Origin of the sequence: Cupriavidus gilardii, from assembly GCF_008801915.1 — a bacterium.
GTDB classification, from domain to species: domain Bacteria; phylum Pseudomonadota; class Gammaproteobacteria; order Burkholderiales; family Burkholderiaceae; genus Cupriavidus; species Cupriavidus gilardii.
Genome location: NZ_VZOV01000009.1, coordinates 71,577 through 93,441, shown reverse-complemented (window position 1 = coordinate 93,441; position 21,865 = coordinate 71,577). Strand labels below are relative to the sequence as shown.

The 21,865-nt window shown below is 67.2% G+C and carries 19 protein-coding genes; 11 read left to right on the top strand and 8 right to left on the bottom strand.

Going from position 1 to position 21,865, the window contains the following annotated elements; genetic code table 11:
- Positions 1 to 126 precede the first annotated feature (126 nt).
- A complete protein-coding gene (locus F7Q96_RS13225) occupies positions 127 to 1,452 on the bottom strand; it encodes an MFS transporter (protein WP_053823526.1) in 1,326 nt (441 codons plus the stop codon).
- Between the two features lie 202 nt (positions 1,453 to 1,654).
- Here F7Q96_RS13225 and cyoA point away from each other — a divergent pair, with 202 nt between their 5' ends.
- The 7 genes from cyoA (at position 1,655) to F7Q96_RS13190 (ending at position 8,748) form a co-directional block, all read left to right on the top strand.
- Entirely contained in the window at positions 1,655 to 2,812 is a 1,158-nt protein-coding gene (gene cyoA / locus F7Q96_RS13220; RefSeq protein WP_082371684.1) for a ubiquinol oxidase subunit II, read from the top strand.
- A complete protein-coding gene (gene cyoB, locus F7Q96_RS13215; RefSeq protein ID WP_053823527.1) occupies positions 2,805 to 4,808 on the top strand; it encodes a cytochrome o ubiquinol oxidase subunit I in 2,004 nt (667 codons plus the stop codon). The genes cyoA and cyoB overlap by 8 nt, the downstream gene beginning before the upstream one ends.
- On the top strand, positions 4,801 to 5,457 hold the full coding sequence (cyoC, locus tag F7Q96_RS13210) for a cytochrome o ubiquinol oxidase subunit III (RefSeq protein WP_006577860.1): 657 nt from the start codon (positions 4,801 to 4,803) through the stop codon (positions 5,455 to 5,457). Before cyoB ends, cyoC begins: the two co-directional genes overlap by 8 nt.
- Positions 5,454 to 5,891 (top strand): cytochrome o ubiquinol oxidase subunit IV, encoded by a 438-nt coding sequence (cyoD, locus tag F7Q96_RS13205; protein ID WP_053823528.1) that lies wholly within the window; start codon positions 5,454 to 5,456, stop codon positions 5,889 to 5,891. The genes cyoC and cyoD overlap by 4 nt, the downstream gene beginning before the upstream one ends.
- Positions 5,888 to 6,685 (top strand): SURF1 family protein, encoded by a 798-nt coding sequence (locus tag F7Q96_RS13200; protein ID WP_390885762.1) that lies wholly within the window; start codon positions 5,888 to 5,890, stop codon positions 6,683 to 6,685. The genes cyoD and F7Q96_RS13200 overlap by 4 nt, the downstream gene beginning before the upstream one ends.
- Positions 6,686 to 6,785: 100 nt before the next feature.
- Positions 6,786 to 8,165, top strand: a complete 1,380-nt coding sequence (locus F7Q96_RS13195; RefSeq protein ID WP_151022810.1) for an ATP-binding protein — start codon at positions 6,786 to 6,788, stop codon at positions 8,163 to 8,165.
- A gap of 67 nt (positions 8,166 to 8,232) precedes the next feature.
- On the top strand, positions 8,233 to 8,748 hold the full coding sequence (locus tag F7Q96_RS13190) for a response regulator transcription factor (protein ID WP_043440636.1): 516 nt from the start codon (positions 8,233 to 8,235) through the stop codon (positions 8,746 to 8,748).
- On the opposite strand, the gene F7Q96_RS13185 is transcribed toward F7Q96_RS13190, so the two are convergent.
- A complete protein-coding gene (locus tag F7Q96_RS13185; RefSeq protein WP_053824549.1) occupies positions 8,741 to 9,715 on the bottom strand; it encodes a LysR family transcriptional regulator in 975 nt (324 codons plus the stop codon). The two genes, F7Q96_RS13190 and F7Q96_RS13185, sit on opposite strands and share 8 nt — an antisense overlap.
- 117 nt (positions 9,716 to 9,832) lie before the next feature.
- On the opposite strand from F7Q96_RS13185, the gene F7Q96_RS13180 reads away from it, so the two are divergent.
- The 4 genes from F7Q96_RS13180 (at position 9,833) to F7Q96_RS13165 (ending at position 14,294) form a co-directional block, all read left to right on the top strand.
- Entirely contained in the window at positions 9,833 to 10,585 is a 753-nt protein-coding gene (locus tag F7Q96_RS13180) for a 3-oxoacyl-ACP reductase family protein (RefSeq protein WP_053823530.1), read from the top strand.
- The gene (locus F7Q96_RS13175) at positions 10,582 to 11,223 is read left to right on the top strand and encodes an NADPH-dependent F420 reductase (RefSeq protein WP_257720540.1); all 642 of its coding nucleotides are present in this window, start codon (positions 10,582 to 10,584) and stop codon (positions 11,221 to 11,223) included. Before F7Q96_RS13180 ends, F7Q96_RS13175 begins: the two co-directional genes overlap by 4 nt.
- 203 nt (positions 11,224 to 11,426) lie before the next feature.
- Positions 11,427 to 12,989, top strand: a complete 1,563-nt coding sequence (locus F7Q96_RS13170; RefSeq protein WP_170265849.1) for a class I adenylate-forming enzyme family protein — start codon at positions 11,427 to 11,429, stop codon at positions 12,987 to 12,989.
- Positions 12,990 to 13,055: 66 nt separating this feature from the next.
- The gene (locus F7Q96_RS13165) at positions 13,056 to 14,294 is read left to right on the top strand and encodes a TetR/AcrR family transcriptional regulator (protein ID WP_053823532.1); all 1,239 of its coding nucleotides are present in this window, start codon (positions 13,056 to 13,058) and stop codon (positions 14,292 to 14,294) included.
- A 153-nt stretch (positions 14,295 to 14,447) separates the two neighbouring features.
- Here F7Q96_RS13165 and F7Q96_RS13160 read toward each other — a convergent pair whose 3' ends face one another.
- The 6 genes from F7Q96_RS13160 to F7Q96_RS13135 form a co-directional block, all read right to left on the bottom strand.
- Positions 14,448 to 15,470, bottom strand: coding sequence for an ABC transporter ATP-binding protein (locus F7Q96_RS13160; RefSeq protein WP_053824551.1), 1,023 nt, complete (start codon positions 15,468 to 15,470; stop codon positions 14,448 to 14,450).
- 59 nt (positions 15,471 to 15,529) lie between these two features.
- Positions 15,530 to 16,522, bottom strand: a complete 993-nt coding sequence (locus F7Q96_RS13155) for an ABC transporter ATP-binding protein (protein WP_053823533.1) — start codon at positions 16,520 to 16,522, stop codon at positions 15,530 to 15,532.
- A 73-nt stretch (positions 16,523 to 16,595) separates the two neighbouring features.
- Positions 16,596 to 18,314, bottom strand: a complete 1,719-nt coding sequence (locus F7Q96_RS13150) for an ABC transporter substrate-binding protein (RefSeq protein WP_053823534.1) — start codon at positions 18,312 to 18,314, stop codon at positions 16,596 to 16,598.
- Positions 18,315 to 18,421: 107 nt separating this feature from the next.
- Positions 18,422 to 19,396 (bottom strand): ABC transporter permease, encoded by a 975-nt coding sequence (locus F7Q96_RS13145; RefSeq protein ID WP_226995024.1) that lies wholly within the window; start codon positions 19,394 to 19,396, stop codon positions 18,422 to 18,424.
- On the bottom strand, positions 19,396 to 20,352 hold the full coding sequence (locus F7Q96_RS13140) for an ABC transporter permease (RefSeq protein ID WP_053823535.1): 957 nt from the start codon (positions 20,350 to 20,352) through the stop codon (positions 19,396 to 19,398). Before F7Q96_RS13140 ends, F7Q96_RS13145 begins: the two co-directional genes overlap by 1 nt.
- A gap of 312 nt (positions 20,353 to 20,664) precedes the next feature.
- On the bottom strand, positions 20,665 to 21,819 hold the full coding sequence (locus F7Q96_RS13135) for an acyl-CoA dehydrogenase family protein (RefSeq protein ID WP_053824553.1): 1,155 nt from the start codon (positions 21,817 to 21,819) through the stop codon (positions 20,665 to 20,667).
- Between the last annotated feature and the right edge of the window lie 46 nt (positions 21,820 to 21,865).

The window sequence follows — 21,865 nt, the reverse complement described above, 5'->3', positions numbered from 1 at the left end:
GTGGACTGTCGCAGCAGCGGATGGCGGCGCCCCGCCACGAACCGCCGGTCGCGGCGGGGGCGGAACGATGAAGCGCGGCGGCTGGAGCCGCCGCGCCGGTTTCAACGCGCGGCGTTCAACCGTGCGTCAGTCGCGTGTTTCCAGCGCGCGGTTGATGCGCAGCGCCAGCACCGTGCAAGCGACGCCGGACAGCAGATAGATGCTGACCGCGACCAGGCCGAACTTGACCGACAGGCCCAGCGCAACGAGCGGGGCGAAGGCCGCGCCGAACAGCCAGGCGAAATCCGAGGTCAGCGCGGCGCCGGTATAGCGGAAGCGCCGTTCGAAGTTCGAGGTCACGGTGCCCGAAGCCTGGCCATACGACAGGCCGAGCAGCAGGAAGCCGATCAGGATGAACAGGTCCTGCCCCGCCTCCTCGCCGCCGAGCAGCATCGGCGTGAACAGGCTGAACACGCCGATCAGCGTCGCCAGCAAGCCCAGCGTCGTGCGCCGGCCGATGCGGTCGGCGATCCAGCCGGACAGGATGGTGCCGACGATGCCCACCAGCGCGCCGGCGATCTGCACCTTCAGCACGCTGTTGACGCTCTGGGTCGCCTGCAGCGCCAGCCAGGACAGCGGGAACACCGTCACCAGGTGGAACAGCGCGTAGCTGGCCAGCGCGGCGAAGGCGCCGATGAAGATGTTGTAGCCCTGGCCGCGCACCATTTCCCGGGTGCTGATCGGCTCGAGCTCGCCTTCCTCCAGCAGCCGGGTGTACTCCTCGGTCACCACCAGGCGCAGCCGGGCGAACAGCGCGACCACGTTGATGGCGAAGGCCACGTAGAACGGGTAGCGCCAGCCCCACGCCAGGAAGTCGTCGGCCGCCAGGTTGGCGTGCAGGTACAGGAACAGGCCGCTGGCGACCAGGAAGCCGATCGGCGCGCCGAGCTGGCCCAGCATCGCGTACCAGCCGCGCCGGTCGGGCGGCGCGTTCAGCGCCAGCAGCGACGGCAGGCCGTCCCAGGAGCCGCCGAAGGCCACGCCCTGCAGGAAGCGGAATACCGCCAGCATCACGATCGCGTTTTCGCCGAGCGCCGCATAGCCGGGCAGGAAGGCGATGCCGACCGTCGAGCAGCCCAGCAGGAACAGCGCCGCGGTCAGCTTGACGCCGCGGCCCCAGCGCCGCTGGATCGCCATGAACAGCGCGGTACCGAGCGGGCGCCCGAAAAAGGCGATCGCGAAGATGGTGAAGGCGTAGAGCGTCCCTTCCAGCCGCCCGACGAACGGGAAGAACACGGACGGGAACACCAGTACCGAGGCGATGCCGTAGACAAAGAAGTCGAAGTACTCGGAGGCCCGGCCGATGACGACGCCGGTGGCGATCTCGCTTGGGGCGACCGGCGAATGCGGTCGGTCGTCGCTGGCGGCGAGTGAAGGGAAAGGCGCTTGCGAATCGTGCGTGATACTCGACATGCTTCCTCGCTAAATCAGGATAGCGCTACGCCGGACGGACGCGCCCGCCAGGCGCCGCGACCATTGGGACAAAATGTCCAATTCTCCGCGCTTGCCGAATAGAGTACATTCCGCCTCGGTTGTAACAGCTGCGCCCGTCGCACCCGAAGCATTCGTAGTACCAGTCTCCCCCAAGACGGCTACGCTATTTCCTCTGCCGGCAATGCCCCTCATTAATACCATTCGCGGGTTGATTTTGCTGCCCGCCATTACCCTATTGACAGGTTGTAATGCTGTGTTGTTGTCTCCTTCGGGTGACATCGCGGTACAGCAACGTAACCTAATATACATCTCCACGGCGCTGATGCTGCTGATCATCGTCCCGGTGATAGCGCTGACGCTGTTCTTTGCCTGGAAGTATCGGGCCTCGAACAAGAACGCTACCTACTCGCCCGACTGGGACCATTCCACGGTGCTGGAACTGGTGATCTGGTCGGCGCCGCTGCTGATCATCATCGCGCTGGGCGCGATCACCTGGGTCAGCACCCATGCGCTGGACCCGTACCGGCCGCTGGAGCGGATCGACGCCAAGCGTTCGCTGCCGACCAACGTCAAGCCGTTGACGGTGGAAGTGGTGGCGCTGGACTGGAAGTGGCTGTTCTTCTATCCGGAGCATGGCATCGCCACGGTCAATGAAATGGCGGCGCCGGTCGACCGGCCGATCCAGTTCAAGATCACCGCCTCGACCGTGATGAACTCGTTCTTCGTGCCGGCACTGGCGGGGCAGATCTACGCGATGCCTGGCATGGAGACCAAGCTGCACGCGGTGATCAACCAGCCGGGCGAATACGAAGGCTTGTCGGCCAACTACAGCGGCGCCGGCTTCTCGGGCATGCGCTTCAAGTTCCATGGCCTGGACGAGCAGGGCTTCGAGCAGTGGATCGCCAAGGCCAAGGCCAGCGGCCAGACCCTGACGCGCGAGGATTATCTGAAGCTGGAGCAACCGAGCGAACGCGAGCCGGTGCGCTACTACGCCAGCGTCGACAAGGGCCTGTACGACAAGATCCTGAACCGCTGCGTCGAAGCGAACCGCATGTGCATGAACGAAATGATGGCGATCGACGAGCAGGGCGGCCAGGGCAAGCCCGGCGCCTTCAACGTCGCCACGCTCGACCCCGCCACGCGCGCGCGCCTTGGCCTGCAGGATGCGCCGGTGCGCAGCTATGTCGGCGGCATGTGCACGGTCGCCGATCCGGACGGCTCCGGTGCCTTCGGCCCGGCCGCGTCCACCTTTGCGCCGGCCGGCGAATCCGCCGCCGTGACGCTTCCCCAGCTTCCTCTTACACAACGCGCTGTAGCCGGCGTTGACCAGCATGCTTGACAGTTTCGACCTCACCAAGCTCATTTTCGGCCGTCTCTCCTGGGAGGCGATCCCGCTGCACGAGCCCATCCTGATCGCCACCTTCGCGGCGGTCGTGCTCGGCGGGCTGACGCTCGTCGGCGCGCTGACCTATTTCCGCGCCTGGGGCTACCTGTGGCGCGAGTGGTTCACCAGCATCGACCACAAGAAGATCGGCATCATGTACATGGTGCTCGGCCTGGTGATGCTGCTGCGCGGCTTCGCCGACGCGATCATGATGCGTCTGCAGCAGGCGATCGCCTTCGGCGACAACATGGGCTATCTGCCGCCGCATCACTACGACCAGATCTTCACCGCCCACGGCGTGATCATGATCTTCTTCGTGGCGATGCCGCTGGTCACCGGCCTGATGAACTACGTGGTGCCGCTGCAGATCGGCGCGCGCGACGTGGCCTTCCCGTTCCTGAACAACTTCAGCTTCTGGATGACCACCGCCGGCGCCGTGCTGGTGATGGTGTCGCTGTTCGTCGGCGAATTCGCCAAGACCGGCTGGCTGGCCTATCCGCCGCTGTCGGGCATCCTGCAGAGTCCGGACGTGGGGGTCGACTACTACATCTGGGCCTTGCAGATAGCGGGGATCGGTACCTTGCTGTCAGGCGTCAACCTGCTGGTGACCATCGTCAAGATGCGCGCCCCGGGCATGACGATGATGAAGATGCCGGTCTTCACCTGGACCTCGCTGTGCACCAACGTGCTGATCGTCGCCGCCTTCCCGGTGCTGACGGCCGTGCTCGCGCTGCTGTCGCTGGACCGCTATGTCGGCACCAACTTCTTCACGAACGACTTCGGCGGCAACCCGATGATGTACGTGAACCTGATCTGGATCTGGGGCCACCCCGAGGTGTACATCCTGATCCTGCCGGCGTTCGGTATCTTCTCGGAAGTGGTGTCGACCTTCTGCCGCAAGCGCCTGTTCGGCTATGCGTCGATGGTGTACGCGACGGTCGTGATCACGGTGCTGTCGTACCTGGTCTGGCTGCACCACTTCTTCACGATGGGTTCGGGCGCCAGCGTCAACTCGTTCTTCGGCATCACGACGATGATCATCTCGATCCCGACCGGGGCGAAGATCTTCAACTGGCTGTTCACGATGTACCGCGGCCGTATCCGCTTCGAAGTGCCGATGCTGTGGACCGTGGGCTTCATGGTCACCTTCGTGATCGGTGGCATGACCGGCGTGCTGCTCGCCGTGCCGCCCGCCGACTTCGTGCTGCATAACAGCCTGTTCCTGATCGCCCACTTCCACAACGTGATCATCGGTGGCGTGCTGTTCGGCCTGTTCGCCGGCATCAACTACTGGTTCCCGAAGGCGTTCGGCTTCAAGCTCGACGATTTCTGGGGCAAGGTCTCGTTCTGGTTCTGGCTGGTCGGGTTCTATGCCGCGTTCATGCCGCTGTACGTGCTGGGCCTGATGGGCGTGACCCGCCGCGTCAGCCACTTCACCGATCCGTCGCTGCAGATCTGGTTCCAGGTCGCCGCCGTCGGCGCGTTCCTGATCGCGATCGGCATCGCCGCCTTCCTGATCCAGCTGGTGGTCAGCTTCAAGCGCCGTGCCCAGCTGCGCGACGTGACCGGCGATCCGTGGGATGGCCGCACGCTGGAATGGTCGACCTCGTCGCCGCCGCCCGCGTACAACTTCGCGTTCACGCCGGTAGTGCACGACAACGACGCCTGGTGGCAGATGAAGGACCGCGGCTACGAGCGTCCGCAGAAGGGCTTCCTGCCGATCCACATGCCGAAGAACACCGGTGCGGGCATCATCCTCGCCGGCCTGTCGACGGTGCTGGGCTTCGCGCTGATCTGGCACATGTGGCTGCCGGCCGCGGTTGCGTTCGTCGCCCTGCTGGCGGTCGCGATCGGCCACACCTTCAACTACCAGCGTGACTACTACATCCCGGCGGAGCACGTCGTCCGCACCGAGGAAGAACGCACCCGCCTGCTTGCACAACATGCTTGACACCATTGCAACCCAACCGGCCGGCGCCAGCGGCGCGCCGGTCCGCGGCGGCTCCAACGAGCTGCGCTTCTACCTGCCGACCGAGCATCATCCGCAGAACGGGACGATGCTGGGCTTCTGGCTGTACCTGATGAGCGACTGCCTCATCTTCGCCTGCCTGTTCGCCGTGCACGGCGTGCTCGGCCGCAGCTATGCGGCGGGCCCGTCGGGCGCCGACCTGTTCGACCTGCCGCTGGTGGCGCTGAACACGTCGATGCTGCTGCTGTCGTCGATCACCTACGGCTTCGCGATGCTGGAGATGCAGCGCAACAAGCTCAAGGGCACGATGGTGTGGCTGGCCATCACCGGCCTGCTGGGCGCGGCCTTCGTCGGCCTGGAGCTGTACGAGTTCTCGCACCTGATCCACGAAGGCGCGGTGCCGCAGCGCAGCGCGTTCCTGTCGTCGTTCTTCACGCTGGTCGGCACCCACGGCCTGCACGTGACCTTCGGCATCATCTGGCTGATCACGCTGATGTTCCAGCTGAACAAGCACGGCCTGATCGCCGCCAACAAGCGTCGCCTGATGTGCCTGTCGCTGTTCTGGCACTTTCTGGATGTGGTCTGGATCGGCGTGTTTACCTTCGTCTATCTGATGGGAGTGATGGTATGAGCGCCCACGACTATTCGTTCTCGAACCTGGCCGACAAGGGCCACGGTCATCACGGCGATCATGGCCATGGCCACGACGATCACCACGATCACGACGATGGCGCCGCGCATGGCACCCTCAAGAGCTATGTGATCGGCTTCGTGCTGTCGGTGATCCTGACGGCGATCCCGTTCTGGCTGGTGATGGGCAAGGTCATCGACAATCAGAACACCACCGCGCTGGTGATCCTCGGCTTCGGCGCCGTGCAGATCGTGGTCCACATGATCTACTTCCTGCACATGAACACCAAGTCGGAAGGTGGCTGGAACATGCTGGCGCTGATCTTCACGATCATCCTGGTCGTCATCACGCTGGCCGGCTCGCTTTGGGTCATGTATCACATGAACACAAATATGATGCCGACGATGACGCACGACATGAAATCGATGCCTTGACCTCGCCTCGACCTGTAAAACACAGCCCGGATCGCAAGCCCGTTCCCCGCAGCCCGGCCGCCCTCGCGGTGCTGGCGCTGCTGGCGGTACTGGCTTTCGCCGGGCTGTTTGCCTTGGGCACCTGGCAGGTCGAGCGCCGCGCCTGGAAGCTGGACCTGATCGAACGCGTCGAGGCGCGCGTCCATGCGCCGCCGGTCGACGCACCGGCGCCCGAGCGATGGCCGCTGATCAGTGCCGCGGCCGACGAATACCGGCATGTACGCGTGAGCGGCACCTTCCTGCACGACCGCGAGACGCTGGTGCAGGCCACGACCGCGCTGGGCGGCGGATTCTGGGTGATGACGCCGATGCGGATGCGCGACGGCACCGTGGTGCTGATCAACCGCGGCTTCGTGCCGCCGGAATTCCGCTCGCGCGAGAGCCGGGCCAAGGATGAGCCGACCGGTGAAACCACGGTCACCGGCCTGCTGCGGATCACCCAGCCGGGCGGGGGCTTTCTGCGCCGCAACGACCCGGCCGCCGACCGCTGGTACTCCCGCGATGTGCAGGCGATCGCCGCCGCTCGCGAACTGGAGCGGGTCGCGCCGTACTTCATCGATGCCGATGCCGGCCCGCCGGAGGCGTTCGGCGCGTCGGGCGCACCGCGCCGCTGGCCGGTCGGCGGGCTCACCGTGGTGACCTTCCACAACAGCCATCTGGTCTATGCGTTGACCTGGTACGGGCTGGCGCTGATGGTGCTGGGCGCCGCCTGGTACGTCGGCCGCGAGGAACTGCGGCTGCGCCGCGGCCGATGAGGGACAATGCGGGGCATGCCGGTTCGCACGGCATGCATTGACCCGCGGCGCCGCGGCGGTACGCTGCGCACGCCGCTGCCATCCTGCTTCGACCCTGACGATGCCTCTTTCCACCGATTCCCCGCCGAAGGCCGCCGGCGCCACGCTGGCGGCGCCCAACGGCGCTCCGGCCCCGGCGCGCCGCGGCGAGCGCGCGCTCGACGCCACCGCCCGCAAGAACATGGAGCAGCTGATCGAGCTGCGCTGGATCGCGGTGCTGGGGCAGGTTGCCACCATCAGCGTCGTGCATTTCGGCCTGGACGTGCCGCTGCCGGTCAACCAGATGCTGGCGGTGCTGCTCGGGCTGATCGCCTTCAACGCGCTCAGTCTGCTGCGGCTGCGCTTTGTCGTCGCCGAGGTCTCGCAGACGCAGCTGTTCGTCTCGCTGCTGGTCGATATCGGCATGCTGACCGCGCTGCTGTATCTGAGCGGCGGCGCCTCCAACCCCTTCGTCTTTCTTTATCTGCTGCAGGTGATCCTCGGCGCGGTGCTGCTGCAGGCATGGTCGATCTGGGTCATCGTGGTGGTCACCGCGTCGTGCTTCGCCGGCCTGGCGCTGGTCGGCAAGCCGCTGGCGCTGCCGCCGGACCACGAGCAGGGGCTCCGCAGCCTCTACATCCAGGGCATGCTGATCTGCTTCGTGTTGAACGCGGCGCTGCTGGTGGTCTTCATCACGCGGATCATGCGCAATCTGCGCGCCCGCGACGAGCATCTGGCCGACCTGCGCCAGCGCGCCGCCGAGGAAGAACATATCGTCCGCATGGGCCTGCTGGCCTCGGGGGCCGCGCATGAACTGGGCACGCCGCTGGCCACGCTGGCGGTGATCCTGTCCGACTGGCGCCGCATGGAACCGTTCTCGAAGGACCCCGAGCTGCTGCAGGAGCTCGGCGAGATGCAGACACAGGTGCAGCGCTGCAAGTCGATCGTCAGCGGCATCCTGCTGTCCGCGGGCGAGGCGCGCGGCGAGGCGCTGACCGAAACCACGGTGCGCCGCTTCGTCGACGACCTCGTTGCGGAATGGCGCGCGACCCGGCCGGTCGCCGAGTTCTCCTACGACTACCGCTTCGGCCCGGACCTGCCGATCCTGTCGGACTCGGCGATCAAGCAGATGGTCTGCAACGTGCTGGACAACGCGCTGGAGGCGTCGCCGCGCTGGGTCGGCTTCGACGTGCGGCGCGAGGATGATACGCTGGTGCTGTCGGTCCTCGACGAAGGCCCCGGTTTCGCGCCGCAGATGCTCGAGCGCCTGGGCAAGCCCTATCAGTCGAGCAAGGGCCGGCCGGGCGGCGGGTTGGGGCTGTTCCTGGTCGTCAATGTTGCTCGCACGCTGGGCGGCAGTGTGGCCGCGCATAACCGTCCGCAGGGCGGGGCGATGGTCACGATGAAGCTGCCGCTGGCGGCAATCACGCTGGAAGAGGAGGCCGAAGATGCTGCCCAATGATCCCGAGCGCGGCCCCGCGGCGGCCGGCCAAGCGGCGCAGACGCAGGACGAGGCCGGACGCGTGCTGATGATCGTCGAGGACGACGCCGCCTTCGCCCGCACGCTGCGCCGCTCGTTCGAACGGCGCGGCTATCAGGTCCTGCATGCGACCAGCCTCGAAGGGATGAACGAACTGCTGAAGGAACATTCGCCCGGCTATGCGGTGGTGGACCTGAAGCTCAAGGGCGAGGCCTCGGGCCTGGCCTGCGTGCAGGCGCTGCATGCGCACGATGCCGACATGCTGATTGTCGTGCTGACCGGCTACGCCAGCATCGCCACCGCGGTCGAGGCCGTCAAGCTGGGCGCCTGCCACTATCTGGCCAAGCCGTCGACTACCGACGACATCGAGGCCGCCTTCGAGCGCGCCACCGGCGACGTCGACGTCGAGGTCACCGGCCGCCCTACCTCGATCAAGACGCTCGAGTGGGAGCACATCCACGAGACGCTGGCCGCAACCGGCTTCAATATCTCCGAGGCGGCGCGCCGGCTCGGCATGCATCGCCGCACGCTGGCGCGCAAGCTCGAGAAGCAGCGGATCAAGTAAGGCCGCGCCGCGGCCTTCCCCGGCCCTCGTGGCGCAGGCCGCCGAGGCTGCCAGCAAACCGCTCCGCCAGCCGCTCGCGGCGAAAGACCTCCACTACATAGTCGACGAATACACGCGTCTTGGCCGGCAGCAGCGTGCGCGTGGGGTAGTACAGCGAGATCGCTCCCGCATCGGCGTACCACTGTGGCAGGACGCGGACCAGTTCGCCGCGCTCCAGCCACGGCAGCACATCGGGCACTGCCAGCAGCGTCACGCCAAGTCCTTGCAAGGCAGCTTCGCGCATGGCGGCCGGATCGTTGAGGACGATCCGCTCTTGCATCTCGATTCCCTGTTCGTCGCCGGCGGCATCGCGCATGACCCACTGGCGGGTACGCCCGGTACGTCCCGATCGCATGACGATGCCATCCAGCGATTGCAGCATCGATGGATGGGTCGGCAACGTGCGCCCCCGCAAGTACGCCGGCGATGCGACGGCGATCACATGCGCGGGCGCCAGCGTGCGGGACACCATCCCCGCCGCCAGTTCAAAGCCTCCGCCGATGGCGGCGTCGAATCCTTCGGCGATCAGGTCGACCGCACGATTGTCGAAGTGCCATTCGGGCCGGATTGCGGGATAGCGGGCAAGAAATTCGGGCAGCAGCGGCATCACCCAGGTCACGCCGAAAGAAGGCGCCAGGCTCAGCTTGAGCACGCCGGCGGGCTCGCCTCGATCGCTGGAGACGGTGGCAATGGCCGCCTGCAGCGCCTCCAGGTTGCCGCCGATGGCCGCGAGGAAGCGCTCGCCCGCCTCGGTCAACGTCAGCTTGCGCGTCGAGCGCTGAAACAGCCTGACACCGAGATTGCGCTCCAGCATGGCCACATTGCGGCTGACCGCGGCCGGCGTCAGCGCCAGCCGGCGGCCGGCAGCAGAAAAGCTGCCCGATTCGGCGCTGCGGACGAACGATTCGAGGTTCGCGAGGGTCTCCATGTTGCTCATCTTATATGAACACTTGAAAATCATTCCAGTCATTGCTGGCTAAACATCGGGCAATCCGCCTCCCATACTCCGTTCACACCTTTTCGATTGACCTACGGAGAAACAGCCATGACGCAACAGATTCTTCCCCTGGCCGGCAAGACGGCCCTCGTGACCGGCGGCTCGCGCTCCATCGGCGCCGCCATTGCCCGCAGGCTCGCCGCCGACGGCGCGGCCGTCGCGCTGACCTACAGCGCATCACCCGACAAGGCCGCCGCTGTCGTGGACGACATCGTGGCGGCCGGAGGCCGCGCCGTCGCGATTGCCGCCGACGCCGGTGACCCGTCCGCCGTGCGTCGGGCAGTGACCGGGACGGTCGAGGCCTTCGGCGGCATCGACATTCTTGTCAACAACGCCGGCCTGGGCCTGGGCGGCGCCATCGAGGACATCCCGTTCGAGACCTATGAACGGATGATCGCGGTCAATGTGACGGGCGTGTTCGTCGCCACCCAGGAAGCCGTGCGGCAGATGAAGCCCGGTGGCCGCGTGATTCATATCGGCTCGTCGATGACGCGGTACGCGGCCTTTCCGACCGCGTCGCTCTATACCCTGACCAAGGGCGCCATTGCGGGCTTCAACCGCAGCCTGGTACGCGACCTCGGCCCGAAGGGCATCACCGTCAATACGGTCCATCCCGGCCCGACCGATACCGACATGAATCCCGATGGCGGCCCGGTCAGCGAGATCGTCGGCCCCGGCATTGCCTTGGGCCGGTACGGTCAGCCGCGCGAGATCGCCGGCGTGGTCGCCTTCCTCGCGGGGCCCGACGCAGCATTCGTGACCGGTGCCGATATCGTCGCGGACGGCGGCTTCACGGCCTGAGCCAGGAGAGAGTCATGCGTAACGACATCGGCAAGACCATCGGCATCATCGGTGCCGGCGCGATCGGCACCGCGTTTGCGAAGGCGCTGGCCCGCCACGGCATCGAAGCGGTGATCGCCAACAGCCGGGGCCCGGACACGCTGCAGGACGCCGTAAGGGCGATCGGCCCATCGATTCGCGCGGGCACGCGCGAGCAAGCCGCGGCGCAGGACATCGTGCTGGTTGCCGTGAATTGGTCCAAGCTGCCGGCGGCACTGGCAGGACTGCCCGATTTCGGCGGCCGGATCGTGATCGATGCCAACAATCCGATCGAAGCGCCGCTGTTTCGCCCCGTGGACCTGCATGGCATCTCGTCGACCGCGGTGTTTGCCGGCCTCGTGCCGGGCGCCCGTGTCGTCAAGGCCTTCAATCATCTGCAGCCCGCACTGGTGTCGGGCGATCCGCAGGCCGACGGCGGTCGCCGCGTGCTGTTCCTGTCGGGCGACGATGCCGGCGCCAAGGCCGAGGTGGCCACGCTGATCGCGCGGCTGGGTTTTCTCGGCATCGATCTCGGCACGCTCGATGCCGGCGGACGCCAGCACCAGTTTCCCGGCGGACCGCTGGCCGCGCTGAACCTGGTCGCGATCGACGCGCGGTAACAGGCGCTCGCGCGCCTCCCGGAGTGCCGCGGCTTTATCGATTCGTTGTTTCGGTATGGTCGCGATACTCCGTGGAAGCGATAGCTGCAGGGCGATAGTGCAGCGCTTACAATGGCCGGCAGCGATTTAGAAAAGAAGGTCGGCCGCGTTCGCCGCGACGGCAAATCCGCCTGGCCGGCCCCGATCAAGGAGACTTTGCGCCCATGCAGATCGAATCCCTGCTGGACCAGCCGCTCGGCAATCTCGCCGACTGCGTCCGTGCCCACGCCAACGCCCGCCCCGAGCATCCCGCGGTCATCGATGACCGTACCAGCCTGTCGTATCGGGAATTCGACGGGCTGGTCGACCGCGTGGCCGCGGCCCTGCAGCGCGACGGGCTGCAGCCGGGCGATGCGCTGGCGATCTGCGCCGCCGCGTCGATCGAGTATGCGGCGGTATTCCTCGGCGGGCTGCGTGCCGGCGTCGCCATCGCGCCGCTGGCACCGTCGTCGACGCCGCCGGCGCTGGCCGGCATGATCGCCGACTCCGACGCAAAGCTGCTGTTCCTCGACGCCCCGGTGCTCGACGCATTGCAGGGCGCAGGTATCGAGGCCACGGTGCCGCGCATCGGACTGGGCGGCGCACAGACCGGCGTCGCATTCGCCGACTGGCTGGCGCCCGCCGGCAGACGGCCGCGCGAGACGCCGCTGCGCCAGCGGCAGGTCTTCAACATCATCTATTCGTCCGGCACCACGGGCGCGCCCAAGGGCATCGTGCACGACCACGCGCTGCGCTGGAACCAGATCCGCCGCGTCAACGAGACGGGCGGCTACGGAGCCGATGCGGTGACGCTGATCGCCACGCCGCTGTATTCGAACACCACGCTGGTCAGCTTCATCCCGACGCTGGCGCTCGGCGGCACCGTGGTGCTGATGCGGAAATTCGACGCCCAGCGCTATCTCGAACTGGCCGAGCGGCATCGCGTCACCCACGCGATGCTGGTGCCGGTGCAATACCAGCGGCTGCTGGCCCGCGAGGATTTCGATCGCTACGACCTGTCGTCGTTCCGGATGAAGTTCTCGACCAGCGCGCCGCTGTCCGCCGCGCTGAAGGCCGACATCCTGCGGCGCTGGCCCGGTGGACTGGTCGAGTACTACGGCATGACCGAAGGCGGCGGCAGCTGCGTGCTGGCCGCGCACGAATTTCCGGACAAGCTGCATACGGTCGGCAAGCCGATGGAAGGGCACGACATCCGGCTGATCGACGACGACGGCAACGAGGTGCCGGTGGGCCAGATCGGCGAAGTGGTCGGGCATTCGAACACCATCATGACGGGCTATCACAAGCAGCCCGACAAGACCGCCGCCGCGGAGTGGTACGACGCGACCGGCAAGCGCTTCATCCGTACGGGCGACGTCGGCCGCTTCGACGAGGACGGTTTCCTGACGCTGATGGACCGCAAGAAGGACATGATCATCAGCGGCGGCTTCAATATCTATCCGAGCGACCTCGAGGCGGTGCTGCAGCAGCATGCGGACGTGGTCGAATGCGCGGTGGTCGGCGTGCCGTCGCAAAGCTGGGGCGAGACGCCGGTGGCCTTCGTGGTGCTGCGCGAGGGTGCGGCCGTCGATGCCGAGGCGCTGCGCGAATGGGTCAATGCGCAGGTCGGCAAGACGCAGCGGCTCGCCGCGCTGGAACTGTGCGCGCAGCTGCCGCGCAGCGCGATCGGCAAGGTGCTCAAGCGCGAGTTGCGGGATGGGTTTCGCGGGGGCAGGGCGTTGGCATGAGGCCGTTCGGGTGGCCGAGCCGCCCGCTATAATCCGCCGACCGATCGACCGCCCACGCACTCCTCCATGCTCAAGGATCCTGTCGAAGCCCGCCCGACGCGCCGCTATGTCGAGAAGCGCGAGACCATTCTCGATGCGGCCGCGGTGCGCTTCAATCGCAAGGGCGTGCGCGGCACCACGCTGTCGGACGTTGCGCAGGACGTCGGCCTGAGCACCAACAGCATCACCTACTACTACCGCAAGAAGGAAGACCTGGTGGTCGCCTGCCTGTTGCGGACCATCGACGAGATGGTCGGCATCGCGGCGCAGGCTGGCGCGCTGCCCACGCCGGGCGAGCGGGTGGCAGGGTTTATCCGTTTGTTCTTTGCTCGGCTCGCGTTGACGGCCACCGGCGAGCGTCCGGAGCTGATGAGCTTTCGCGAGATCCGCACGCTGCCCGACAGCCATGCCGAGGTCGCGTTCAGCGCGTACAACGACATGTTCCGCCGCATCCGCCAGCTGCTGCGCGAGCGCACGCCGGTCGACCCGGCCGAGCGCAGCGTGCTGAGCGCGCGCGCCCACCTGCTGCTGTCGCTGGCGACCGGGGCGATGGTCTGGATCGAGCGCTACGAACCCGAGGACTATCCGAAGGTCGCCGAGTCGGTGATCGATCTGCTGCTGCATGGCATCGGCTCACGCACGGCGCGCTGGCAGCCGACGCTCGATACCGCCGCGCTGCTGCCGTCGCTGGACCAGCCCGAGACCACGCAGCAGGCCTTCCTGCGCGCGGCCACCGAACTGCTGAACGAGCAGGGCTACCGCGGCGCCTCGGCCGACCGCATCTCCGCCCGGCTCAATCTGACCAAGGGTTCGTTCTACCACCACAACGAGAACAAGGACGACCTGATCGGCGCCTGCTTCGACCGGATGTTCGACGTGATACGCAGCACGCAGACGCTGGTCGAGAACGGGCCCGGTACCGGCTGGGACAAGCTGTGCGCGGTCACGCGCGCGCTGGTCCACTACCAGTTCTCCAGCCAGGGGCCGCTGCTGCGGCTGACCATCTATGGCGCCTTGCCCGAGGAAATGCGCAAGGAGAAGATGCTGACGATGAACCGGCTGTCGGCGCGCTTCGTGCGATTCCTGGTGCAGGGCATGCAGGACGGCTCGATCCGGCCGCTCGACCAATCGATCGCGGCGCTGCAGATCAACGGCATGATCAACGCCGCGGTCGAGCTGCGCCGCTGGGTGCGCGATGCCTCGGCGGACAACGCGGCCGATCTGTTCGTGCGGCCGCTGCTGATGGGCATACTGTCGCCGGCGTAGCGGCGTAGCGGCGTAGCGGCGTAGCGGCGTAGCGGCGTAGCGGCGTAGCGGCGTAGCGGTGCTGCGGAGATCGGCGCCGCCGGCTCGGTCGACCGAGCCGACCAGCCGTCAAGACGAGCCGTAAAGATCAGCCGCCAAGGTCAGCCGTCAAGATCAGTCATACAGATGGCACGCCACCATCTGCCCGTCGCCGCTGTCGCGCAGCGCCGGCTCCTGCGACTTGCAGCGTTCCATCGCCACCGGGCAACGCGTATGGAAGCGGCAGCCCGACGGCGGATGCATCGGACTCGGGACCTCGCCCCGCAGCACGATGCGCTTGCGCTGCCGCTCCGCCTGGACATTGGCCACCGGCACGGCCGACAGCAGCGCCTGCGTGTACGGATGGCGCGGCTGCGCATAGAGCGCGTCCCGATCGGCGATCTCGACGATGCGGCCCAGATACATCACCGCGATGCGGTCGCTGATATGGCGCACCACCGCCAGGTCGTGCGCGATGAACAGGTACGACAGCCCAAGCCGCCGCTGCAGGTCCATGAAGACGTTGACCACCTGCGCCTGGATCGAGACGTCCAGCGCCGACACTGGCTCGTCGCAGACGATCACGCCGGGCTTCAGTGCCAGCGCCCGCGCGATGCCGATGCGCTGGCGCTGCCCGCCGGAGAACTCATGCGGATAGCGGTCCGCCATGTACGGCAGCAGCCCGACCATCTCCAGCAGCTCGCCGACGCGCGCCCGCGTGGCCGCGCGATCGCCGGCCATGCCATGGATCTCCAGCGGCTCGGCCACGATGTCGCGCACCTTCATGCGCGGGTTCAACGAACCGAACGGGTCCTGGTAGACCATCTGCACGCTGCGGCGGAAGTGCTTCTCCTGCGCGCGTGTCATCTGCGCGAGATCGGTGCCGTCGTAGTCGATGCGTCCGCCGCTGGCCGCCAGCATCTTCAGGATCGCCAGTCCGGTGGTCGACTTGCCGCAGCCGCTCTCGCCGACCAGGCCCAGCGTTTCTCCTTGGCGCAGCGTGAACGACACGCCGTCGACTGCCTTGACCGAGCCGACCTGACGCTTGAACACCACGCCGCGCGTGACGGGGAAATGCACCTTCAGATCCTGCACGCGCAGGATCTCGCGGCCGATGGTGCGAGCGCGGGGTGTCGGGGCAGGCGCGGCGGGTGGCATGCCGCCGGTGTTCAAGGCGCCGTCCTGCGTGGCGGGCGTGTCGAGCGCGGCGGTGGCGGTCATGGCGTCTCCTGCAGATGGCAGGCATTCAGATGAACGGATACGCCGCGGCTGTCGGCGGCAGTCCGCAGCAGCGGGCGCGTGACGCGGCATTGCGCCTGGGCCAGCGCGCAGCGCGGCTGGAAGGCGCAGCCGGGACCGAGGGCGGTCAGGTCGGGCGGCTGGCCCTCGATCGGCACCAGCGCCTGGCTGGTGTCGCCATCGAGGCGCGGCACACAGGCCATCAGCCCGCGCGTGTACGGGTGGCGCGGCGTGCGGTACAGATCATCGGCCGAGGCCATCTCGACGAGGCGCCCGCCGTACATCACCGCGACACGGTCGGCGTAGCGCGCCACCACGCCAAGGTCGTGCGTGATCAGGATCAGCGCGGTGCCGAGCCGCTGCGCCAGATCCTTCAGCAGATCGAGGATCTGCGCCTGTACCGTGACGTCGAGCGCGGTGGTCGGCTCGTCGGCGATGATCAGCTGCGGCTTGCAGGCCAGCGCCATCGCGATCATCGCGCGCTGCCGCATGCCGCCGGAGAACTGATGCGGATAGGCGTTCAGGCGGCTGGCCGGCTCGGGAATCTGCACCTGGCCGAGCAGGTCGGCGGCCATGCCCAGCGCGGTCTTCCATGGCAGCTTCTGATGCAGCTGGATCGGCTCGGCGATCTGCTTGCCGATCGTCAGCGCGGGATTCATCGACGACATCGGCTCCTGGAAGATCATCGCGATGCGATTGCCACGGATCGCCCTCATCGCGTCGGCATCGAGCTTGAGCAGGTCCTGGCCATCGAACAGGATCTCGCCGCGGTCGATCGAACCGGGTGGACGCGGGATCAGGCCGAGGATCGACAGCGCGGTCACGCTCTTGCCGGAGCCCGATTCGCCGACGATGGCGAGCGTCTCTCCGGGCGCCACGTCGAAGGAGACCTGGTCGACCGCGGTGACCACGCCGCGATCGGTACGAAACCGCGTGGTCAGGTCGCGGACCTGCAGGATCGGCTGCGTCATCGCTTGCTCCTGGTGGTGCGAGGTTGGCGCCGGCAGCGGGCAAAGCTGCCGGCGAGCGTCGGCGGGCTTGGGCTCAGAAGCCCATCTTCTTCTTCATCTCCTGATCGATCCACAGCCGCGCGTAGATCGGTCCGGGCCGCACCGCGCCGGCGCGCAGCTCGCCGCCGTAGTTCTTGACCCACGGCCACCAGGCCGTATAGACGTACTGCGTCGGCAGCCAGATATATGGGGCCTGCGCAACGATCTCGCGCGTCAGCGCGCGCAGCGCCTCCTGCCGCTTGCCGACGTCGCGCAGCTCGAAGGCCTCCTCGACGCGCTTGTCGAACTTCGGATCGTTCCATTGCGAGGCGTTCCACACCTGGCCGCTGACGAAGCTCTTGCGAATCGTCGTGGTCGGATTGGTATGGCCGTTGTTCATCATGTAGCCGGGCGCATTGGTCTTGGTCGTCATCGCCGACAGGAAGGCGCCGTACTCCATCGGCTGGATCTGGATCCGCACGCCCACCTGTTCGAGGTAGGCGGCGATCAGCGGCAGCAGCTCCATATGGTCGGGGCTGCAGGCGCAGACCTGCACCTTGAAGGTAAAGCCCTTCGGATAGCCGGCCTCGGCCAGCAGCTTGCGCGCCTTGTCGGGGTTGTAGGTGAACAGCTCCTTGACGTTGTCCGGCATCGCGCTGAGCGGCTCGTAGTAGCCGCCGTAGTCGGGATGCTGCGGATAGGCGAACAGTTCGGCGTTGCCGCCGTAGTACTGCTTGACGATCTCCTGCTTGTTGACCGCCATGTTCAGCGCGCGCCGGACCCGGATATCGTTGAACGGCTTGGTGTCGACCCGCAGCGCCAGATACTGGCCGGTGTACGACAGCCAGCGCGACCATTGCAGCTGCGGCGCGCTGCGCTTGAGCTCGTCGACGGCGGTCCAGCGCAGGCCCTCCATGATGTCGATCTTGCCGGTACGCAGCATCGTGTTGCGCGTGGCTTCGTCCTTGATCGTGCGCAGCACCACCTTGTCGACGAAGGGCAGCTTGTAGTCCTTGTTGCCGATGCGCTCGCTGTCCCAGTACTGCGGATTCTTCGTGTAGGTGCTGGCGTTGCCCTGCACGAACTGCGTCAGCGTGAAGGGCCCCGTGCCGTTGACGTTCTTCCAGTTGGCGGCGCCCGCGGTGGCCACTTCCTTGGGCATGATTCCCGAGTAGTAGCCCCAGCCGAAGCGGTAGTCCCATTCGGCGTTGAATTCCTTGAAGCGGAACAGCACCGTGTGCTTGTCGCGCGCCTCCACCTTGCTCAGGTGATCGAAATAGGTGGGGATCTTCTTGGCGCTGGCCTCCTGCCGGCTGTAGCTGAAGACCACGTCCTCGGCGACGAGCTCGCGCTCTTCCATCACGCCGGGCTTGGCGGGGAACTTGACGCCCTTGCGCAGCTTGACCTCGAGCGTCAGCGGATCGGTCCATTTCCACGATTCGGCCAGCTCGCCGCGGATCGCGTCCTCCGGCAGCCAGGCATCGGCCTGGAACGCGTACTTGCCGCCGTTGCGCCTGGCCTTGCTCAGGTCGGCGACGAACAGCTGCTCGTAGACCTGGCCGGTGTCGTAGTTCTGCTTCCAGTTCCAGTCGGCCAGATCCCACGACAGCGCGGAGATGGTCGGGTAGACCGAGCCGATCTCCACGGTGCCGCCGTACTTCGGCGCCTCGGCCTGCGCGAGGGCGCTGCCGGCCGCCAGGGCCAGCGCGACAGCGGCGGCGATCGCCGCTCCTCGTTTTGCCGGGCGGCGAACCGCCTTGTCGTTGTCGATCATCGCTGTCTCCTGTCGCTGTTCTTGTATGGGATGGGTCCGTGCCGTGCTGCCACGTGCCGCACTACCGGAGGCTGTGCTGCCGCCCGGCGCATGGCCGGGCGATGCCGCTACCGCGTACCCCGCATGCGCGGATCGAGCAGGTCGCGCAGCGCATCGCCGTAGACGTTGATCGCGTAGACGACCACGGTCAGGCAGGCGCCGGGCGCCAGCGCCAGCCACGGGCCCTGGAACATGAAGGTGCGGCCGTCGCCGGACAGCATGCCGCCCCAGGTCGGCGCCGGCGGCGGCACGCCCAGGCCGAGGAAGGACAGGCCCGACTCCGCCAGGATCGCGGTGCCGACGCGCGTGGTGAACAGCACGATCACCGGCGGCAGCACGTTCGGCAGGATGTGGCGCCACAGGATGCGCGGCGTCGACGCGCCCATCGACTGCGCGGCGTGCACGTACATGTTCTCGCGCACCGAGACGACGGCACTGCGCACGATGCGCGAGCCGCCGATGCCGAGCAGCAGGCCCAGCGTCACCACGATCTGCCAGCTGCCCGGGCCGAGCACCGACACCACGACGATCAGGATCACCAGATCCGGAAAACTCATCCACGCATCGACGAAGCGCTGCACCACCAGGTCGAACTTGCCGCCGAGATAGCCGGTCAGGATGCCGAGCAGCACCGACACCGCGGTGGCCAGCGTCGCGGCCGACAGGCCGATCACCACCGACAGCTGCGCGCCGTACAGGCAGCGCGACAGCATGTCGCGGCCGAGGTTGTCGGTGCCGAACGGATGCGCCCACGACGGTGGCTGCAGCCGATGCAGCATGTTGATCTCGTTGACGCCGTACGGCGCCAGCACGTCGGCGAAGACGCCGCAGAACAGGAAGATCGCGCAGATCACCGCGCCCGCGGCGCCCAGCGGCTTGTCTCGGAACAGGCGGCCCAGCAGGCCGAAGCCGGGCCAGCGTCGGGCCGTCGCGGTTGCCGATGTCGCCGGGGTTGCCGTTGCTGCTGTCGCCGCCGCGGTGGCTGCGGCGGCGTCGGCGGCCACCGGCGCGACAGGAGTCAGGGGAGTCGCGGAACGTGCCATCAGCGATGCCTCACTTTCGGATCGAACAATCCGTAGCTCAGGTCCACCAGCAGATTGATCAGCATCACCGCCACGCCGACCACCAGAAACACGCCGGTGATCACCGGATAGTCGCGTTGATGCACCGCGTCGAGCAGCAGCAGGCCCATGCCGGGCAGCGCGAAGATCTGCTCGATGATCACCGCGCCGCCGATCAGCAGCGGCGCCTGCAGGCCCACCAGCGTCACCACCGGAATCAGCGCATTGCGCAGCGCATGCCGCAGGATCACCATCCGTTCGTTCAGCCCCTTGGCCCAGGCGGTGCGGATATAGTCCTGGCGCAGTACCTCCAGCATCATCGTGCGCGTCATCCGCATCGTGATCGCCGACAGCGCCATGCCGAGCACGATCGCCGGCACCAGCATCTGCTGCAGGTGCTGCAGCGGGTTCTCGCGGAAGGGCACGTAGCGGACTTCGGGCGACCAGCCCCACCAGACCGACGGAAACACCATCACCATCGTGCCCAGCCAGAAGCTCGGCACCGCCAGCATCAGGATCGAGAACGAGCGCGCCACGTAGTCGGCTGCGCTGTCCTGCCGGATCGCCGACAGCACCCCGATCGGCAGCGCCACCGACAGCGCCACCACCAGCGCGATGGCGCCGAGCGACAGCGTCACCGGGATGCGCGCCATTACCATCTTCAGCACCGGCTCGCCCTGCCACAGCGACACGCCGAGGTCGCCGTGCAGCACGATGTTGCCGGCCCAGTGCAGGTATTGCTGCCACATCGGCCGATCGAGGCCCAGCAGCTGCATCAGTTCCTCGCGGCTGCGCACATCGGCGCTGATGTCGTTCTGGCTCAGCATCAGGTCGACCACGTCGCCCGGCACCAGCCGCACGATCGAGAACACGATGATGCTGGCGAACAGCAGCGTGGGCAGCAGCGCCAGCAGCCGGCGCATCAGGTAGGCGCTCATGGGCGCCTCGCATGGCGGGCGGCGCGGCTGACCGCGCGCGCCAATGCCGGCGGGGATACCGGCAACACGATTTCTGCTGATGCTCCGGCCATGCTGTCTCCTGTTTCCGCCTACAGGTCATTGCCTGTGGCGGTATTTCGGCACGCGGAATGCAGTTTTTGTGCGGGGCAATGCAGCGACCGGCGTTGCGCCGATCGCGATCCCAGCATACTCATCGTTCGAAGCGATGACAACCCGGAAGCGCCCCCGGTGGTCTAGTGAATTTCCCGGGGGCGGGCCGCCGCGCGGCCCTGTGCTTTCTCGCGGCTCCGGCTAGTAGCCGCGCAGCCGGGCCCAGCGGTCGGCGTGGAAGTTGGCGTCGCCCAGCCACTCCTGCGCGGTGCGTGCGCGCTTCATGAAGAAGCCGATCTCGAACTCGTCCGTCATGCCGATGCCGCCGTGCATCTGCACGCCTTCCTGCACCGCCAGCGTCGCGGTCTCGCCCGCCTTGGCCTTGGCGGCCGATGCGAGCGCCTCGGGGCCGTCTGGCGCCGATTCATCGAGCCGTTGCTGGCAGCGCAGCACGATGGCGCGCGTCAGCTCGAGCTCGGTGAACAGATGGGCGGCGCGATGCTGCAGCGCCTGGAATTCGCCGATGATCTTGCCGAACTGCCGGCGCTCCTTCAGATACGCCAGCGTACGGGCGAACGCTTCATCCGCGATGCCGAGCAGCTCGGACGACAGCACCGCGCGGCCGATGTCGAGCGCGCGCTCGAGGATCGCACCACCGCCATCGACGTCGCCGAGTACCGCATCGGCGGGCACCTGCACCCCTTCGAAGACGATGCGCGCGGCCTGCGTGGCGTCGGCCAATACCACCCGTTCGATTCGCACGCCGCGACTGGTGCGCGGTACCAGCAGCAGCGTGATGCCCTGTGTGTCCTCGCTCTGTCCCGCCTGGGCGTCCGCGGTGCGCGCCGCGACGATCAGCGTATCGGCCACGTGGCCGTCGACGACAAGCTGCTTGCTGCCGTCGATCCGGTAGCCGCCGGCATCGGCCGTCGCGCGGGTGGACAGGCGGAACGGCCGATGCTTGCCGGCTTCGTCAAGCGCCAGCGCGGTCAGGTGCCGGCCGGCCGCGATCGCGGGCAGCAGCGCGTCGCGTTGTGCGTCGTTGCCGAAGTGGGTCAGCAGCGAGGCGCCGAGCACCGCGGTGGAGAGGAAGGGCGACGGCGCCAGCGTGCGGCCGATCGCCTCCATGATGACGCCGGCTTCCACCACGCCGAGCCCGCTGCCGCCGTACGCCTCGGGCACCAGCACGCCGGCGAGCCCGAGATCGGCAAAGCGTTGCCACAGCTCGCGCGAGAAGCCGACCGGGTCGCCGCTGTCGCGCATCGCGCGCAACGCGGAGATCGGCGCGTTCTCGCGCAGGAAGGTCAGCGCGTTGTCGCGCAGCATGTCCTGGGTGTCGTTCAGTACGATGGCCATGTCGATGTCCGCGAAGGTCGCCGGAGCGCCGTGCGATCGCACGGCG

Bases quoted from the DNA above. Each gene is read 5' to 3' on its own strand.
- cyoB (WP_053823527.1), top strand. From the start codon at position 2,805: ATGCTTGACAGTTTCGACCTCACCAAGCTCATTTTCGGCCGTCTCTCC.
- cyoC (WP_006577860.1), top strand. From the start codon at position 4,801: ATGCTTGACACCATTGCAACCCAACCGGCCGGCGCCAGCGGCGCGCCG.
- F7Q96_RS13150 (WP_053823534.1), bottom strand. From the start codon at position 18,314: ATGATCGACAACGACAAGGCGGTTCGCCGCCCGGCAAAACGAGGAGCG.
- F7Q96_RS13190 (WP_043440636.1), top strand. From the start codon at position 8,233: ATGATCGTCGAGGACGACGCCGCCTTCGCCCGCACGCTGCGCCGCTCG.
- cyoD (WP_053823528.1), top strand. From the start codon at position 5,454: ATGAGCGCCCACGACTATTCGTTCTCGAACCTGGCCGACAAGGGCCAC.
- F7Q96_RS13155 (WP_053823533.1), bottom strand. From the start codon at position 16,522: ATGACGCAGCCGATCCTGCAGGTCCGCGACCTGACCACGCGGTTTCGT.
- F7Q96_RS13225 (WP_053823526.1), bottom strand. From the start codon at position 1,452: ATGTCGAGTATCACGCACGATTCGCAAGCGCCTTTCCCTTCACTCGCC.
- F7Q96_RS13170 (WP_170265849.1), top strand. From the start codon at position 11,427: ATGCAGATCGAATCCCTGCTGGACCAGCCGCTCGGCAATCTCGCCGAC.
- F7Q96_RS13140 (WP_053823535.1), bottom strand. From the start codon at position 20,352: ATGAGCGCCTACCTGATGCGCCGGCTGCTGGCGCTGCTGCCCACGCTG.
- F7Q96_RS13160 (WP_053824551.1), bottom strand. From the start codon at position 15,470: ATGCCACCCGCCGCGCCTGCCCCGACACCCCGCGCTCGCACCATCGGC.
- cyoA (WP_082371684.1), top strand. From the start codon at position 1,655: ATGCCCCTCATTAATACCATTCGCGGGTTGATTTTGCTGCCCGCCATT.
- F7Q96_RS13165 (WP_053823532.1), top strand. From the start codon at position 13,056: ATGCTCAAGGATCCTGTCGAAGCCCGCCCGACGCGCCGCTATGTCGAG.
- F7Q96_RS13195 (WP_151022810.1), top strand. From the start codon at position 6,786: ATGCCTCTTTCCACCGATTCCCCGCCGAAGGCCGCCGGCGCCACGCTG.
- F7Q96_RS13185 (WP_053824549.1), bottom strand. From the start codon at position 9,715: ATGGAGACCCTCGCGAACCTCGAATCGTTCGTCCGCAGCGCCGAATCG.
- F7Q96_RS13180 (WP_053823530.1), top strand. From the start codon at position 9,833: ATGACGCAACAGATTCTTCCCCTGGCCGGCAAGACGGCCCTCGTGACC.
- F7Q96_RS13135 (WP_053824553.1), bottom strand. From the start codon at position 21,819: ATGGCCATCGTACTGAACGACACCCAGGACATGCTGCGCGACAACGCG.
- F7Q96_RS13145 (WP_226995024.1), bottom strand. From the start codon at position 19,396: ATGGCACGTTCCGCGACTCCCCTGACTCCTGTCGCGCCGGTGGCCGCC.